Annotated in this window: 12 protein-coding genes; 7 read left to right on the top strand and 5 right to left on the bottom strand. The window is 74.2% G+C overall.

Annotation, left to right across the window (positions count from 1 at the left end; translation table 11 throughout):
• The first annotated feature begins 31 nt into the window (after positions 1-31).
• Positions 32-1,786: an amidohydrolase family protein gene (locus tag IPL61_04495; GenBank protein ID MBK9030591.1), complete on the top strand. Its 1,755-nt coding sequence runs from the start codon at positions 32-34 to the stop codon at positions 1,784-1,786.
• Positions 1,787-1,869: 83 nt separating this feature from the next.
• Positions 1,870-2,499 carry a hypothetical protein gene (locus tag IPL61_04490; protein ID MBK9030590.1) on the top strand — a complete coding sequence of 210 codons (630 nt, stop codon included), beginning with the start codon at positions 1,870-1,872 and terminating at the stop codon, positions 2,497-2,499.
• A 21-nt stretch (positions 2,500-2,520) separates the two neighbouring features.
• Here the strand turns inward: IPL61_04490 and IPL61_04485 are convergent, their stop codons facing one another.
• Genes IPL61_04485 through IPL61_04470 form a run of 4 tightly spaced genes read right to left on the bottom strand, consistent with a single transcriptional unit; the run spans position 2,521 to position 6,230 of the window.
• Entirely contained in the window at positions 2,521-2,997 is a 477-nt protein-coding gene (locus IPL61_04485; protein ID MBK9030589.1) for a pyridoxamine 5'-phosphate oxidase family protein, read from the bottom strand.
• 14 nt (positions 2,998-3,011) lie between these two features.
• The gene (locus tag IPL61_04480; GenBank protein MBK9030588.1) at positions 3,012-3,989 is read right to left on the bottom strand and encodes a prenyltransferase; all 978 of its coding nucleotides are present in this window, start codon (positions 3,987-3,989) and stop codon (positions 3,012-3,014) included.
• Positions 3,990-3,999: 10 nt separating this feature from the next.
• A complete protein-coding gene (locus IPL61_04475) occupies positions 4,000-4,668 on the bottom strand; it encodes a hypothetical protein (GenBank protein MBK9030587.1) in 669 nt (222 codons plus the stop codon).
• A complete protein-coding gene (locus IPL61_04470; protein ID MBK9030586.1) occupies positions 4,665-6,230 on the bottom strand; it encodes an NAD(P)/FAD-dependent oxidoreductase in 1,566 nt (521 codons plus the stop codon). The genes IPL61_04475 and IPL61_04470 overlap by 4 nt, the downstream gene beginning before the upstream one ends.
• 74 nt (positions 6,231-6,304) lie before the next feature.
• On the opposite strand from IPL61_04470, the gene IPL61_04465 reads away from it, so the two are divergent.
• The 5 genes from IPL61_04465 to IPL61_04445 all read left to right on the top strand — a co-directional run bounded on the left by IPL61_04465 (position 6,305) and on the right by IPL61_04445 (position 14,571).
• Complete coding sequence (locus tag IPL61_04465) at positions 6,305-7,222, top strand: P-loop NTPase (protein ID MBK9030585.1); 918 nt, start codon at positions 6,305-6,307, stop codon at positions 7,220-7,222.
• A 111-nt stretch (positions 7,223-7,333) separates the two neighbouring features.
• A complete protein-coding gene (locus IPL61_04460) occupies positions 7,334-8,419 on the top strand; it encodes an ArsA family ATPase (GenBank protein MBK9030584.1) in 1,086 nt (361 codons plus the stop codon).
• Between the two features lie 540 nt (positions 8,420-8,959).
• Complete coding sequence (locus IPL61_04455; protein MBK9030583.1) at positions 8,960-10,111, top strand: homogentisate 1,2-dioxygenase; 1,152 nt, start codon at positions 8,960-8,962, stop codon at positions 10,109-10,111.
• 171 nt (positions 10,112-10,282) lie between these two features.
• Positions 10,283-11,923 (top strand): hypothetical protein, encoded by a 1,641-nt coding sequence (locus IPL61_04450; GenBank protein MBK9030582.1) that lies wholly within the window; start codon positions 10,283-10,285, stop codon positions 11,921-11,923.
• 272 nt (positions 11,924-12,195) lie between these two features.
• Positions 12,196-14,571: an ATP-binding domain-containing protein gene (locus IPL61_04445; GenBank protein ID MBK9030581.1), complete on the top strand. Its 2,376-nt coding sequence runs from the start codon at positions 12,196-12,198 to the stop codon at positions 14,569-14,571.
• 57 nt (positions 14,572-14,628) lie between these two features.
• Here IPL61_04445 and IPL61_04440 read toward each other — a convergent pair whose 3' ends face one another.
• Positions 14,629-16,101, bottom strand: coding sequence for a DUF21 domain-containing protein (locus IPL61_04440; GenBank protein ID MBK9030580.1), 1,473 nt, complete (start codon positions 16,099-16,101; stop codon positions 14,629-14,631).
• Positions 16,102-16,189 lie beyond the last annotated feature (88 nt).

Raw genomic sequence — 16,189 nt, 5'->3', positions numbered from 1 at the left:
GGCCGGCCCCCGGATTCGGTAGGATGGCCCGATGCACGATCTGATCATCCGCGGCGGCACCGTGATCGATGGCTCGGGCGCGCCCGGCCGCACCGCCGACGTCGCCATCTCAGGAGGCCTGGTGGTGGCGATCGGCGCCGACCTGGGCGCGGCCCGCGCCACGCTCGACGCCGACGGCGCGCTGGTCACGCCCGGGTTCGTCGACGTCCACTCGCACTACGACGGCCAGGCCAGCTGGGACGAGGAGATGACGCCGTCGTCGATCCACGGCGCCACGACCGTGGCGATGGGCAGCTGCGGCGTCGGCTTCGCGCCGTGCCGCACCGCCGATCGCGATCGGCTGATCGCGCTGATGGAGGGCGTCGAGGACATCCCCGGCACCGCGCTGGCCGAGGGCCTGACCTGGGGCTGGGAGACCTTCCCCGAGTACATGGACGTGCTCGATCGTCGGCGCCACACGATCGACCTGGCGTTCCACGTCCCGCACGACGCGGTGCGGGTGTTCGCGATGGGCGAGCGCGGCCTGGCCGGTGAGATCGCGACCGACGAGGAGATGGCGCGGATGGCGACGATCGTGCGCGAGGCCATCGGCGCCGGCGCGATCGGCTTCTCGACCGGCCGCACCGACAACCACCGCGGCAAGGACGGCCGCCCGACCCCGGGCGCCGACGCCAGCGCCCGCGAGCTCGAGGTCATCGCCCGCGGCCTGGTCGGGCTCGATCGGGGCGTGCTCCAGGCGGTCAGCGACTTCGACATGTTCGTCTCGCCGGAGCGCTTCGATCCCGAGTTCGATCTGCTCGAGGACATGGCCAAGGTGTCGGGCCGGCCGCTGTCGATCTCGCTGCTCCAGCGGGTCGGCGGGACCGAGCAGTGGCGCCAGATCCTCAAGCGCATCGAGCGCGCCAACGCCGCCGGCACGTCGATCCGCGCCCAGGTCGCGACCCGCGGCATCGGCGTGATCCTCGGGCTCGAGGCCACGTTCCACCCGTTCATCGGGTTCCCGTCGTACAAGGCCGTCGCGCACCTGCCGCTGGCCGAGCGCGTCGCCGAGCTGCGCAAGCCCGAGGTGCGGGCCCGCATCCTCGCCGAGAAGTCCGACAAGGTCGCGGGCGACGGCAGCGCGGTGCCGCCGCTGGTCGACAAGCTGCTCGAGGCCTTCGACATGGTGGCGATGAGCCTGTTCCGGCTCGAGGCCGCGCCCGACTACGAGCCGGCCCGGGCGTCGTCGCTGTTCGGCGAGGCCATGCGCGCCAAGAAGACCTCGCTCGAGGTCGCCTACGACGCGCTGCTCGAGGACGACGGCCACCAGCTCCTGTACTTCCCGATCTACAACTACGCCTCGGGCACGTTGGCGGAGGTCGGCGAGATGCTGCGCCACCCGCACGCGATCCTCGGGCTCGGCGACGGCGGCGCCCACGTCGGCACGATCTGCGACGTCAGCTTCTCGACGTTCCTGCTGACCCACTGGGTCCGGACCAAGGGCGCGCTGACGATCGAGCACGCGATCCACAAGCTCAGCGGCGAGCCGGCGGCGTGGCTCGGGCTCGGCGACCGCGGCGTGCTCGCGCCCGGCCGCCGCGCCGACGTCAACGTCATCGACCTCGCGGCGCTGACCCTGCACCGGCCCGAGTTGCTCCACGATCTGCCGGCCGGTGGGCGCCGCTTCCTGCAGCGCGCGACCGGCTTCCGCACGACCTTGGTGCGCGGCGAGGTCATCGCCAGCGACGGCGTCGTGACCGCGGCCCGGCCCGGGCGCGTGGCCCGGCCGACCGCGGCGATCGGCTGACGCGCGGGCGTGCCGGCCCGCGCGACCGGGGGCGCGGTCGTTTCACGATAACCCCGCGGGGGCGCCGGGCGTCTCAGGCTCCGATGCGTCCATCTTCGACCTCGTGGGCCTGGCTCGGTGCGATCATGGTGTGCCTGGGCGGCTGCGCCGCCGGCCCCGCCACCGAGGCCGCGTCCGCGCGCCCGGCGCCGGCGTCCGAGGACGTCGCCGCGGCGGCGCCGCCGGTGGCCCCGGTCCCGACGGCCGCGCGCGTGACGTTCCCGGAGCTGGTCACGCGCGATCTGAACGGCGCGACCCAGCGCTTGCCCCACGGCCTGCCGGGCGAGCTCAAGCTGTTCTTGATCGCCTACCAGCGCGAGCAGCAGGCGGATCTCGATCCGTGGCTGACCCTGGCGCTGCCGCTCGAGCGCGCGCACCCGGGCTTCCGGGTCTACGAGCTGCCGACCCTGTCGGCCGCGTGGGGCGCCGCGGCCAGCTTCATCGACGGCGGCATGCGCCGCGGCATCCCCGATCCCCAGGCCCGGGCGCGGACCTTGACGCTCTACCTCGACAAGGACAGCTTCAACCAGGCGCTGGCGCTGCCCAGCGAGGATCAGGTGTACGCGCTCCTGGTCGACGGCACCGGCCTCGTGGTCTGGCGCGGGGCCGGAGCGCTCGATGACGCCGCGGGGGCCGCCCTGACAGCGGCGGTGCGCAGCCGGCTCGGCGGCTGAGCTCTGCGGCGCGGCGCCCGCTCACCGCGCCATCAGCAGCTCCTCGCGGCCCTCGGGGTGGTGCTCGTTGTCCATGAAGTACATGCGCGTGGGCGTCAGGGCGAAGAAGCCGTGGGTGCCGGGGTCGGCGGCGATGCGCGCGGGGTCGGTCTCGCCGTGCCACAGCGCCGCGGCGAACGGGAACCGCTTCAGGTACGCGGCGGCGACCCGGGCGCGCTCGTCGACGTCTTCGACCGGCTCGACCGTGCCCTCGAGCTGGATGCCCTTCATCGCCAGCCACGACGTGCAGTCGTCGTTGATCGTCCCGGCGGCGGCGCCGGTGGCGACCAGGTTCTGGCCGTGGCGCGTGGCCGCGACCGACGTGAAGTACAGGCGCGGGCCGTCGTGGACGTACAGCACCGCGGCCGCCCACAGGCCGGCGGGGCCGGCGGTGGCGAGGTTGAGCGTGGTGTGGCCGTCGAGGTAGACGGCGACGCGATCGGTCAGGGTGGCAGACATGGGTACCTCCAGCGTCACAGGAGCGTGGCGACGACGAAGCCGGCCCCGAGGCCGACCGCCATGAGCACGAACGAGCCGAGCGTCGCGGCCTGCGCCGGGATCTGCTCGGCGGGGGTCTCGGGAAAGCGCGCGAGCCGGCGCGCCGCGCGCACCGCCAGCGGCAGCCCGATGAGCCCGCCGAGCACCGGCCACGGCAGGCCGACCAGCGGCAAGAGCGCGACCGCGACGTACGCGCCCGCGATCAGCGCGGCGAACGCGCGCGCGGCCCGCGGCCGCCCGAGCCGCACCACCAGCGTGCGCTTGCCGGCCGCGGCGTCGGCGCGCGCGTCGGGGAACTCGTTGATCCACAGGAACGCCCCGACCGCGAGGCCCAGCGGCACCGACGCCCACAGCACCTCGGCGCCGATCGCGTGGCGCTGAACAAGGTACGTGCCCGCGGCGATCACCGGCCCGTAGCTGATGGCGACCGCCAGCTCGCCGAGGCCGCGGTACGCCAGCCGCAGCGGCGGCGCGTGATAGAAGAACGCCAGCGCGACGCCGAGCATGCCGAGCCACAGCACCGCGGGCTCGCGCCACAGGGCGATCGCCAGGCCGGCGACGACCGCGACCGCGTAGAACCCGCCGGCGACGACCGCGGTCTGGGCCCGGGTCATGAGCCCGTCGACCAGGACCCGCTTGCCGCCCGAGAACGGCGAGCGCTCGTCGTCGGCGACGCCGGCGTCGGCGCCCGAGTCCCAGTCGAAGATCTCGCCCGAGGCGTTCTTGGCCGCCTCGACCGCGAAGACGCCGAGCACGGTCAGCGCGAGCCAGCCCCAGGCCAGGGGCCCGGCGTGCGCGGCCGCGGTCGCGCCGACGATCATCGCCGCCACCGACGCCAGCGTGATCTTGGGATCGGCGACGCGCCACACGCCGGCGGCGATCGAGCGCGACGCCGGCGCGGCCCGGGGCGCGTCGGGCAGCGTGCGAGGAGCGGGCAGGGTGGTGGTGGTCATGGTGCCTCCGTCAGGTGCAGAGCTCCGCCGCGAGCCAGGCCGCGGCCGGGACCAGCAGGTTGTCGGTGCCGCGCGGCGCGGCGGCCTCGACCGCCGCGGCGATCGCGCCGACCGCGAGCGGCAGCGCGAGCGGCACCGGATGATCGAACCACGCGCCGGCGGCGACGGTCGCGACCGCGGCGCCCAGCGCGACCACGGCCGCGCCCTCGAGCGACTTGCGCTTGCCCCAGGGCAGCTGGAAGCGGTGCCGGCCAAAGCGTCGGCCGATCGCGCCGCCAGGGCCGTCGCCGAGCGCGAGCGCCCACAGCCCGACCGCGGCCGCGAAGCCGTGGCCGGCGCAGGCGACCACGGTCAGCACCGTCGCCGCGAGCGCGTAGTGCACCAGGCCGGTCCAGCGCTCGTCGCCGCCGGTGACCGTGCGCTCGAGCCGCGCCGCGGGCGTCCAGGCCCGCGCCACGGTCGGCACCAGCGCCAGCGCCAGCGTCACGGTCAGCGCCAGCGCGATCGGCGTCGCCGCGCCGTGCCACGCCGGCCAGCCCAGCGCCCACGCGCCGGCGCCGACGTGCAGCAGATCGCGCGCGTGGGTCGCGGCCAGGCCGAGCGCGCGCGCGGCCACGAGCGCGCCCACGCCGATCGCCAGCACGGCGAGCCACACGCCGAGGCCGGTGAGGTCGCTCACGCGGCCCCCCGCGCGCGGCCGATCGCCGCCACCGTCTCCATCGCGGACGCCGCCGCCAGCTCGGTGCCGACGCCGCGCCCGCCGGCGCCGTCGCCGCACAGGTACAGCCCCGGCACCGGCGTGGTCACCGGCAGGCGATCGCGCCCGACCTGACCCGGCACCTGGCCGGTGCAGATCGCGCCGCGGTTGGCCTTGCCCATCCACGCCGCCACCGCAGGGATCGGCGTCCACTCGGCGAACACCAGCTCGTCCTCGAGGCCCGGGATGATCTGCGCCATCGCCGCCATCGCCCGCGCCCGCCAGCGCTCGGGCGGATCGGCCGGGTCGGCGCGCACCGGGCCGTAGATGCTCGCGACGATCAGCTGGCCGCCGTCGGGCGCCAGCGACGGATCGTAGTTGGTCGGCACCGGCGCGTAGATCGCCAGCGGATCCGACACCCGGCCGGCGTCGATGCAGTCGACGGTGCGGCGCATCAGGTCGATCGTGAGGTCGCCCAGCGTCAGGCCGTCGAGCGAGACGCCGCCGATCAGGCAACCCTCGGTGACCAGCGGCCGCCGCAGGCCGAGCTTGAGCTGGTGGGCGTTGCCCGACGGCACCAGCGCGTCGACGCGGGCGCGGTACGCCGGCGGCACCTCGGCGTCCTCGACCAGCGCCAGCGCGTCGGCCGGGGCCAGGTTGCACGCCACCGCCGGCGCGGTGTACTCGGCGCCGTCGGCGGTCGCGACCGTCAGGCGAGCGCCCGCGCGTCGGATCGCCGTGACCTCGGCGTCGACGACGACGTCGCCGCCGGCCGGCTCGACCCGACCGAGCAGCGCGTGGCTGAGGCTGTCCATGCCGCCCTCGACGTAGGACAGCCGGTACGCGGCCAGCACCCAGCGCAGGCACCGGATGGCCTCGCCCGCGGACACCTGCCACGGCGGCAGCACGAAGAAGATGCTGGCGAGGAAGCTGAACAGGAAGTATGCCGCCGGGTGCTCGGTGTGCGAGCGCACGAACTCATCGAGCGTGCGGCGATCCCAGCGCCGCAGCTCGAACTCGGTGAGCGTGAACACCTGGCCGAGCATCCGCGCCAGGCGCGCGCGATCGCGCCACGGCAGCCGCAGCGCGCGCGCGGCCTCGAGCGCGACGCCGAGCAGGCCGCGGCGGTGCGCTGGGGCGGTGATCTCGAACATGCCGCGCGACCGCACCGGGATCGGGTGGGTCAGGAAGCGCGGCCGATCGAGCCCGGCCTGCCGCAGCGCCCGCGCCAGCGCGCCGCGGTCGCCGCGCGAGATCAGGTGGCTGCCGGTGTCGATCTTCCAGCCGGCGCGCCGGTACGACGCCAGGATGCCGCCCAGCACCGGGTTCTTCTCGAGCACCAGCACGCGGGCGCCGCCGTGGGCCAGGAGCCCGGCGGTGACCGAGCCGCCGACGCCGCTGCCGACCACGATGGCGTCGTAGTCCCCGCGACGACCGCGCGCCCGCAGGGTCGGGACCGGCACCGGGGCGCTCACGTGCGCGCCTCCGCACACGAACCGCTTGCGCGCGTGCGCACCGCTGCCGCGGGCGCTGCGCATCGCCACGCTCGGATCGCGCGCTGTGACATGACGCCACGTCGATTTGCACCGCCCGTGCCAGTGACTACGGTGCCGACGCGATGATCACCCGCAGCCTCCACTTCGTCACCGGCAAGGGCGGGGTGGGCAAGTCGACCATCGCGGCGGCGCTGGCGATGGGCCTGGCCGCGCGCGGGCGGCGCGTGCTGGCGATCGAGCTGGGCGAGGCCGGCGGGCTGTGCCGCGTGCTCGCGACCCGGCCGATGGCGCCCGGCGCGATCGCGCCGGTGCTGGCCACGCCGGGCCTGGCGGTGACGTACATCGACGGCGCCGCGGCGCTGGCCGAGTATCTGACCCGGCGCATGCACCTGGGCCGGCTCGGGCGCGCGGTGCTGGCGCACCCGCTGTACCGCGCGTTCGTCGCGGCCGCGCCGGGCGTGCGCGAGCTGCTCGCGATGGGCAAGATCCGCGACGAGCTGGTGCTGCAGCGGCTCGGCGACGGGCCGCGCTGGGACGCCGTCGTCGTCGACGCCGGCGCGTCGGGCCACGCGCTCGAGCACCTGCGCATGCCGGCCGCGGCCGAGCGCGCGTTCGCCGGCGGCCGGGTCCACCGCGAGGCCGAGGTCAACGCGGCGCTGCTGCGGGACCCGCGCACCGCGGTCCACGTCGTCGCGACGCCCGAGGCGCTGCCGCTGGCCGAGGCCGCCCAGGTGATCGCGCGGCTGCGCGCGCTGGGGCTGCCGCTCGGCGCCGTGCTCGTGAACCAGTGTCGCCCGCCGCCGCCGCCCGACGTCGACGCGGCGCTCGCGGCGCTCGCGGCGCGCCCCGACGACGGCGCCCAGGCGCTGGCGCGGGTCGGTCGGCGCGCGCGGTCGTGGGCGGCGGTGCAGGAGCGCGGCGTCGCCGCGCTGGTCACGACCGCGGGCGTCGACGTGACCCGGCTGCCGCAGCGGTGGTTCGCCGAGGGCGCGGCGCTGGCCCAGGCGCTGGCGCCGCTGGTGGCGGAGGCGGCGTCGTGATCGCCGAGGTGATCGAGCGACGGCGGCTGATCGCGCCGGCGGCGGAGGCGGCGCCATGATCGCCGGGGTGATCGATCGGCGGCTGATCGCGCCGGCGGCGGAGGCGGCGTCGTGATCGCCGAGGTGATCGATCGACGGCGGCTGATCGTCACGGTCGGGACCGGCGGCGTCGGCAAGACCACGATCGCCGCGGCGGTCGGTCTGGCCGCGGCCCGCCGCGGTCGCCGCGTCATGGTGCTGACGATCGATCCCGCGCAGGCCCTGGCCCGCGCGCTCGGGCTGGCCACGCTCGCCGCCGGCGGCGAGCCGGTCCCGACCGCCGCGCTCGACGAGGCCGGCCTGACCCTCAGCGGGACGCTCGACGCCGGCATGCTCGATCAGCGGCAGGCCTGGGACGCGTTCGTGCGCCGGCACGCGCCGACCGCGGCGGTGGCGACGGCGCTCCTGGCCAACCCGCTGTACCAGGCGCTGTCGACCTCGTTCGCCGGCTCGACCGAGTACATGGCGATCGAGGAGATGTGTCGGCTGACCGAGTCGGGGCGCTACGATCTGGTCGTGCTCGACACGCCGCCCGCGGCGCACGCGCTCGACTTCCTCGGCGCGCCCGATCGGCTGGCGCCGCTGTTCGAGCGCGGGGTGGTCGCCGCGCTGGCGCGGCCGGTCAGCGCCGCGGGCGCGCTGGCGCGGTTCGTGGCCCGGCGGCTCGAGGGCGCGACCGGCGCGCGCACGCTGCACGACGCGACCGCGTTCTTCGTGGCCCTCGACGCGCTCGTCGACGCCGCGGCCGCGCGCGCGGCCCAGGCGCAAGCGCTGCTGCACGATCCCGGCGCCGCGTTCGTGCTGGTCGCCGGCCCGCGCGATCAGGTCCTGGCCGAGACCAACCTGCTGGCCGCGCGGATGAGCGCGCTGGGCGCGCCGCTGGCGGCGGTCGTCCTCAACCGGGTCCAGCCGCGGCCGCCGGCCGTCGACATCGGCGACGCGCTGGCCTCGACCCCCGCCTCGGCGCGGGCCTGGTTGGGCGAGGCCTGGCGTGACGCGCTGGCCGCGGTCGCCGCCGAGGACGCGGCCGCAGCGCGCCTGGCCGCCGCGATGCCGGCGGGCGTCCCGACCGTGGTGATCCCGGAGGGCGACCACGACGTGCACGCGCTGATCGATCTCGCGGCGATCGCCGATCGGCTCGTCGATGGCGCCGCGTGATTCCGCCGATGACAGACGCGATGCGCGCGCGATCATTGATGCGCGCGGCGCGGCGCACCGCGTCGTCGTCGGGAGATGACCGACCGCGTCGACGGTCACCGCGCGCATGCGACAAAGTTTCCAGTTGCCAGCGACGATCGACGGGCTTATCCTCTGATCCAGAGACGAGGCACGGAGCATCAGCAGAGACGCCACCCTTACCCGGAGGTTCTGCGACGAAGCCAACTCGTTACACACGCGCCAGGCTCGGTTTCCAGGCGTGAAGCCCAAGCGTCCCAAGACCTCGGTCGGGACCACGTAACTGGGTCGTGTCCCAGCACGCGTCGATCGGTGGCAACACCGAGAGTCGGAAGTGCCCCCTGGCAAGTCACGCACGCACTCGGTCGAACGGTAACTGCGAAGTCACTACGGTAACTGCGAAGTCACTACGGTAACTGCGAAGTCACTGCGAACGAAAATGCGAAGCGTCGGAGAGATGGCGGGCTGATACCCCGCCTTCTCGCTTTTCGGCGTGCCCGCGGACGTGCCATCGTGCGCGCCATGCTCGACCGCATCGTCGCCGGCGAGGTCCCGGCCAAGCACCACATCGCGCTGCGCGGCGCCGACGGCGCGCTCCGCTACGAGGAGTGCTTCACCCGCGACGGCTTCGACGGGCCGTTCACCATCCTCTACCACCTGCGGCGGCCGCACCTGCAGCAGCCGGCGGTGGTCAGCCACGGCTGGACCGCGCCGACCCTCGACGACGGCCGGGCCCTGGCCAAGCACCACTACCGCAGCGGTGGCGTCGCCCGGGTCGGCGGCGCGCCGATCGACGCGTTCGTGCCGGTGCTGCACAACCCCGACCTGGTGTGCGGGGTCGCGTTCCCCGACGCGCCCGACCCGGTCTACGTCGCCAACGCCGACGGCGACACGCTGATCTACGTCCACGCCGGCGGCGGGACCCTGGTCACCGCGCTCGGCGATCTCACGTTCACCGCGGGCGACTACGTCTGCGTCCCGCGCGCGCTCCAGCACCGGCTGGTGCCGACGGCCGCGCCCCAGCACTGGCTGTGGTTCGAGCTCGACGATCTGCACCTGCTCAAGCAGTGGCGCAACGGCGTCGGCCAGCTGCGCATGGACGCGCCCTACTGTCACCGCGACTTCCAGCGGCCGGTGTTCGCGGGCCCGCGCGACGAGGGCATCCGGCAGCTCGTGGTCAAGCGCGGCGGGCGCTGGCACGGCTTCGAGGTCGACGCGTCGCCGCTCGACGTCGTCGGCTGGGACGGCTCGGTCTACCCGTGGGTGTTCCCGATCCGCGCGTTCCAGCCGCGGGTGTCGTCGGTGCACCTGCCGCCGACCTGGCACGGCACCTTCGGCGCCAAGGGCGCGCTCGTGTGCTCGTTCGTGCCGCGGCTGGTCGACTTCCACCCCGACGCGATCCCGTGCCCGTACCCGCACAGCTCGCCGTCGTGCGATGAGCTGATCTTCTACTGCGACGGCAACTTCACCTCGCGCCGCGGGGTCGGCCCCGGCAGCATCTCGCACCACCCGGCCGGGATCCCCCACGGGCCCCACCCGGGCAGCTACGAGAGGTCGATCGGCGCCACCCGCACCGATGAGCTCGCGGTCATGGTCGACACGTTCAAGCCCCTGGCCGCGACCGCCGCCGCCCGGGCGGTCGAGGACCCCGACTACATGAAGTCGTTCCTGTGAGCCGACCGATCCCGTGACGCGGCGCGTGGCCAGCAGGGTTGCCGTCGACCAGACCCCCAGGGACCACCCGAGTCACCACCTCTGACGCGCCGCGGTAGACGGAATCCTGGGCGGTTGCGAGGGCGGGGAGCATGTAGGCAGGTGGCGCCCTTCTTGCTGTGAAGGGGACCCATGCGCAGCCGCCTGGTCGTCCTCGCGTCGCTCGTCCCCGCCATGGCCTGCACGGGCACCGAGGTCGGATCCCGCCCCGAGCCTCCGGCCTTGACGGTGACGTCGCCGGCCCGCGGCACGATGCGCGACGGCCTCACCTCGGTCGTGGTGCTCGGCACCGTCGGGCCCAGCGTCACCGGCGCCGACGTCACCGAGGTGACCGTCAACGGCACGCCGGCCGAGATCAGCGCCGACGGCTCGTTCACCGCCACGGTCGCGGTCCACCCCGGCGCCAACCTGATCGCGACGTCCGCGACCTCGGCCGACGGCGGCCACGCCGACGACGTCCGCGGCGTCCTGACCGGCGCGTTCCGCCCCGCCGGCGCGCAGGTCGACAACGCCATCGCGATGCAGCTGTCGCGCGAGGCCTTCACCGTGCTCGGCGACACCGCCGAGGCGCTGGTCGCGACGACCGACCTCGGCGCGCTCGTGATGCCGTACAACCCGGTCGTCGCCAAGGGCCTGACCAACGGCCAGGAGGACTGCCTGTACGGCAAGGTCTCGGTCCGCCCCGGCCTCGACCTCGACCACGCCGACATCGCGCTGGTCCCCAGCGACGCCGGCCTGGCGCTCGACGTGACCCTGCACCAGCTCTACATCCCGCTGCACGCCCGCTACGCCGCCGCCTGCATCGACGCCGACACCGACATCACGATCCGGGCGACCACCGCCCGCATCCGCGGCACGATCGCGGTCGACGTCGCCGCCGGCCGGTTCGCGGTCACGCTGCCGTCGTCGACGGTCACCTTCACCGGCTTCGACCTGTCGGCCTCGGGCGTCCCCGGCGCGGTGCTGTCCTTGCTCGACCTCAACAACGAGATCGGCAAGGTCCTGGCCAGCTCGATGGAGAAGTTCATCGGCCCGATGGTCGAGCAGACCGTGGCCGGCATCGAGGTCGGGCCGCAGACCCTGCCGGTGCTCGGCGAGCGCGTGACCGTCGAGGTCGCCGCCGCTGGCATCGCCTTCGACAGCGCCGGCGCCGAGATGGTGCTCGACAGCACGTTCACCGTCGCCGGCGCCAGCCACGGGTTCCTGTACACCGACGACCAGGCGCCGCCCCAGCGCGGCGCCGCCGGGTTCCAGCTCGCGGTCGCCGACGACGCGCTCAACGAGCTGCTCGCGGCGTTCTGGAGCGCGGGCGGCCTCGACCTGACCCTGGCTCAGGACCTCGGCAACTACGACGCGGTCCGGCTCGAGGCGCTCTTGCCGCCGACGTTGACCGCCGGCGCCGAGGGCGCGCTGCGGATCACGATGCCCGACCTGATCGTCCACCTGACCGACCAGGGCAACGAGATCACGACCCTGGCGATGAACGTCGACATGGAGGTCAAGGTCGCGCCGCACGCCAGCGGCGCCACCAACGTCGCGACCTTGACGATCGCGCCGCCGACGATCCACGCCGACGTCCTCGCCGACGTCTCGGGCATCCCGGGCCAGGCCCTCGAGCGCCTGATGCCGGCGATGATCGAGCACATGATGGGCACGTTCACCCCGCTGCTGGCGGCGGTGCCGCTGCCGGCGCTGCCGGGCGGTCTGCGCGTGTCGAGCCTCAACGTCGGCACCGCCACCAGCTACGTCGTCGTCAACGGCGACCTCGAGTAGCCCCGCGCTCGGCCCGGTCGTCGTCACCGGACCTCGAGCAGCCCCGCGCTCGGCCCGGTCGTCGTCACCGGACCTCGAGCAGCCCCGCTCGGCCCGGTCGTCGTCAACGGCGACCTCGCGGAGCCGCGTCGTCGTCACCGGCGACCTCGCGGAGCCGCGTCGTCGTCGACGGCGACCTCGCGGAGCCCCGCCTCGGCCCGGGCCCCCGCGGACACGACCGCGGTCTTCCGGTCTTGCGCGTGCGTGGGGTTCTGATATGAGTCCCGGTCCCCATGTCGAATGCCGTCACCCCCGGCAGCCCGGCCGCTGCCATCGTCGCCGAGGAGGAACACCTCCTCGGTCAGGTCCAGGCCCGCGCTGCGCTCGGGGACGATGACGAAGGTCCTCGCGCCACGACCGACGACGTCGACGCCGACCTCGTGTCCCTCCGCGACCAGATCTCCGAGGCCCGGTCCGAGGATCTGCCGCCGCTGATCGAGCAGATGACCCGGCTCGCGGCCCTGCGCGGGCGCCTGGGCGGGTCGCGGACCCTGCCGATCGACCTGCAGTCGCCGTACTTCGCGCACATCCGCCTGCGCGAGCACGGCAAGCACCGCGACGTCATGATCGGCAAGCGCGGCTTCATCGACCGCACCTCGAACGTGCAGATCGTCGACTGGCGCAACGCGCCGGTCAGCCGCATCTACTACCGGTACGAGGAGGGCGACGACTACGAGGAGGAGTTCGCGGGCAGGTCCCTCGACGGCGTGGTCGAGGCCCGGCGCAACGTGTCGATCAACAAGGGCGCGCTGCGCCGGATCGGCGCGCCCCAGGGCACGTACATCAAGGACGCCCGGGGCACCTGGCAGCAGGCGGTCGGCACGATGCAGCCGGTGCTGCACGGCGGCATGGGCAAGGCCGCGCGGCCGGTGGTCGCCACCGGCGGCCAGAAGGGCAAGCTCGGCGTCCACCACGGCCAGCAGATCCGCGCCGACAAGGGCCTGCCCGAGATCGCGGCGCTCATCGACAAGGAGCAGTTCGAGCTGATCTCGCACCCCGAGAGCGGCATCGTCGTCATCCAGGGCGGCGCCGGGTCGGGCAAGACCACCGTGGCGCTCCACCGGGTCGCGTACCTGAACTTCGCCGACAGCCGGCGGTTCCGCGCCAACGCGATGCTGTTCGTGGTGCCGTCATCGGCGCTGGTCCGCTACGTCGCCGGCGTCCTGCCGGCGCTCGGCGTCGGCAACGTGCCGGTCGTGACCTACACCGGCTGGGCGCGCACGACGCGCATGAAGCTCTTGCCCGACACGCCCATCAAGTACAACGACGATCCGCCCGAGACCGTGTCGCGGGTCAAGAAGCACCCGCGGTTCCTGAGCGTGCTGGCCGACCTGGTGGCGCAGCAGACCGCGACGATCACCGTCGACATCGCCGCGGTCGCGGGCGTCACCGACGTCGTGCTGTCGGAGTGGGCGCGCCTGGGCAAGCGGGCGCTGGTGCCGCGGCTGTGGGGGATGCTGACCTGGGTCCGCAAGTCCGATCACCTCGACCCGTCGGTGCGGATCGCGCTCGAGGGCATGCTCAAGCGCTGGCGCAAGCGCGCCGACGACGTCGTCACCGACTGGGCCGAGCTCCTGACCGATCCGGTCGCGCTCGCCGCCGGGTTCGCCGGCGTCCCCGACGTCAGCCAGCGCGATCTCGACCGGGTCGTGGCCTGGGTCAAGCGCCAGATCGCGGCCCCGGCCAAGCCGGTGGTCGACGACGACGGCGTCGCGGTGGTCGCGGCCGACGGCTCGACCCTGGGCGTCGACGACGACGATCCGGCCGGCCGGGTCGACGACGAGGACGATCCGCTGTTCCTGCGCCTGATCCAGCTCAAGCGCGGCGGCCTGTTCACGCCCGACGGCGACGAGCTGTCGTACAGCCACGTCGCGGTCGACGAGGCCCAGGACCGCAGCGCGATCGAGATCAAGGTGCTGGTCGAGGCGGTCCACGCGCCCGACGGCCGCGCCGACCACCGCTCGGTCACGATCGCCGGCGACACCGCCCAGCGGCTGGTGTTCGACAACAACTTCAGCGGCTGGGCCGACCTGCTGCTCCAGACCGGGCAGCCGGCGATCGTGCGGCCGCTCAAGCTGTCGTACCGGTCGACCGCCGAGGTCATGCTGCTGGCGCGCGAGGTGCTCGGGCCCGAGCTGGCGCCCGACGAGCCGCTCGCGGCCCGCCCGGGCGAGCCGGTCGAGCTGCACGAGTTCGGCGACATCGGCGAGGCGGTCGCGTTCCTGTCGGACGCGCTGCGCAACCTGATGGCGCGCGAGCCGACCGCGAGCTGCTGCGTGATCTCGCGTCACCCCGAGCAGGCCGACGCCTACCACGCCGGCCTGGCCCGCGCCGAGATCCCGGCGCTGCGCCGGGTCAAGCGCGACGAGTTCAGCTTCCAGCCCGGCGTCGACATCACCGACGTCACCCAGGTCAAGGGCCTCGAGTTCGACTACGTCATCATGGTCGAGGTCAACGCGCAGAGCTACCCCGACGTCCACTGGGCGCGGCACCTGCTGCACATCGGCGTGACCCGCGCCGCCCACCAGCTGTGGCTGGTGTCGACCACCGAGCCGTCGTCGCTGGTGCCCCAGGCCCTGCGCGACGGCGGCCGCATGACCGTCGGCTGAGCGGGACCGAGCTCGACCCGCTGACGTCCTGGCGGCGTCGCCGAGGCCCGCGCGCGCTCACGCCACGACGTCGGCGGCCCGGACCACCTCGAGCAGGGCCTCGGGCGACGGCGCCTCGTCGAGCCGCGCGAACAGGAGCTCGTCGCGCACCAGCTGCGCGACGCGCATCAGCGCGCGGTTCTGCTCGAGCGGCGTCTCGGCCGGTGTCAGGATCAGGAACACGAACCGGATCAGATCGTCGGCGCGGCTCCACGGGATCGGCTCGGGCAGGCGCGCGATCGCGACGTAGGTGCGCGCGAGCCCAGGCAGCCGGGCGTGCGGCACCGCCACGGCCTGGCCGACCGAGGTCGCGGCCTGGGCCTCGCGGCGCTGCACGGCCTGGACCGCCGCGTCGACGCGGACCGTCGGATCGGCGCGGCTGATCGTCTCGACCAGCGCCCGGATCGCGCCGTCGCGGCTGTCGACCGCGAGCGCGACGTCGACCGCGCGGGGCGCGACGTGGTCGGCCAGGTTCCAGACCCGGATCTCCTCGAACTCGTCGTGGATCTCGCCGACCAGCTCCTCGAGCACGTCCTCGAGCGTGATCAGCCCGATCGGCCGGTCGTCGTCGCCGGTGACCAGCGCGATGTGGGTGCGGTCGCGCTGCATGTGGCGCAGCACCGCGTCGAGCGGCGTGGTCGCGCGCAGGCGCAAGAGCCGGCGCTGGACCTGCGTCAGGGCGACCTCGTTCGACGCGTACAGGTCCTTGACGTGGACGTAGCCGATGATGTTGTCGGGGCCGCCGTCGGTGACCAGGTAGCGCGACAGGCGCCGGCTCGCGATCACCCGCGTCCGCTCCGGGATCGGCTGCTGGAGGTCGAGCGTGGCGGCCCGCGCGAGCGGGATCATGGCCTCGCCCGCGACCAGGCCGCTGAAGTCGAGGCCGTTCTCGAGCAAGAGGCTGCGATCGAGCGACACCGCGCCGTGACGGTAGGCGTCGTTGACGACGATCCGGATCTCCTCGACCGACATCGACGGCTCCGTGTGCGGTCGCACCGACAGGCCGATCAGCCGCAGGGTCAGGTTGACGATCGCGTTGAGCGCCTTGAGCGGCAAGAAGAACACGACGAAGAACACGCGCATCGGCGTCACCGACCACAAGAGCGCGCGCTCGGGCACCTGGATCGCGGCGGCCTTCGGGACCTGCTCGCCGACGACGATGTGGATGGTGGTGATGAGGAAGAACGCGATCGCCACCGCGACGCCGTGGGCGCTCGCGCCGAGCGCGGGCTCGAGCAGCGCCGACACCGCCGGCTCGGCCAGCCAGCCGATCGCCAGCGACGCGGTGGTGATGCCGACCTGGCACGCGCCCAGGTAGTCGTTCATCCGGTCGTGCATGCGCCGCGCGTGGGTCGCGTTGCGGACGCCCTGCTCGGCGAGCTCCTCGAGCCGCGTGGCCCGCATGCGCACGAGCGCGAACTCGAACAGGACGAACCAGGCGTTCGCCACCAGCAGGACCAGGGAGACGCCGAGCGCCGCCGAGTGGGACATGCCTCGACTATGCAGGCTGGGCGGCGGTTCGGCGCCGCCGAAGCGCCGGGGCGCGCGATCGGGTGATGGCGGCCCGATGAGCCTCGCG

Source organism: Myxococcales bacterium (assembly GCA_016717005.1).
In the GTDB taxonomy this organism is placed as follows: domain Bacteria; phylum Myxococcota_A; class Polyangia; order Haliangiales; family Haliangiaceae; genus UBA2376.
The sequence above is the reverse complement of the archived record's forward strand: the minus strand, read 5'-3'. Positions and strand labels throughout refer to the sequence as shown.

Coding starts and splice junctions, on each gene's coding strand:
- IPL61_04465 (MBK9030585.1), top strand. CDS start 6,305: ATGATCACCCGCAGCCTCCACTTCGTCACCGGCAAGGGCGGGGTGGGC.
- IPL61_04495 (MBK9030591.1), top strand. CDS start 32: ATGCACGATCTGATCATCCGCGGCGGCACCGTGATCGATGGCTCGGGC.
- IPL61_04485 (MBK9030589.1), bottom strand. CDS start 2,997: ATGTCTGCCACCCTGACCGATCGCGTCGCCGTCTACCTCGACGGCCAC.
- IPL61_04455 (MBK9030583.1), top strand. CDS start 8,960: ATGCTCGACCGCATCGTCGCCGGCGAGGTCCCGGCCAAGCACCACATC.
- IPL61_04450 (MBK9030582.1), top strand. CDS start 10,283: ATGCGCAGCCGCCTGGTCGTCCTCGCGTCGCTCGTCCCCGCCATGGCC.
- IPL61_04445 (MBK9030581.1), top strand. CDS start 12,196: ATGTCGAATGCCGTCACCCCCGGCAGCCCGGCCGCTGCCATCGTCGCC.
- IPL61_04440 (MBK9030580.1), bottom strand. CDS start 16,101: ATGTCCCACTCGGCGGCGCTCGGCGTCTCCCTGGTCCTGCTGGTGGCG.
- IPL61_04480 (MBK9030588.1), bottom strand. CDS start 3,989: ATGACCACCACCACCCTGCCCGCTCCTCGCACGCTGCCCGACGCGCCC.
- IPL61_04490 (MBK9030590.1), top strand. CDS start 1,870: ATGCGTCCATCTTCGACCTCGTGGGCCTGGCTCGGTGCGATCATGGTG.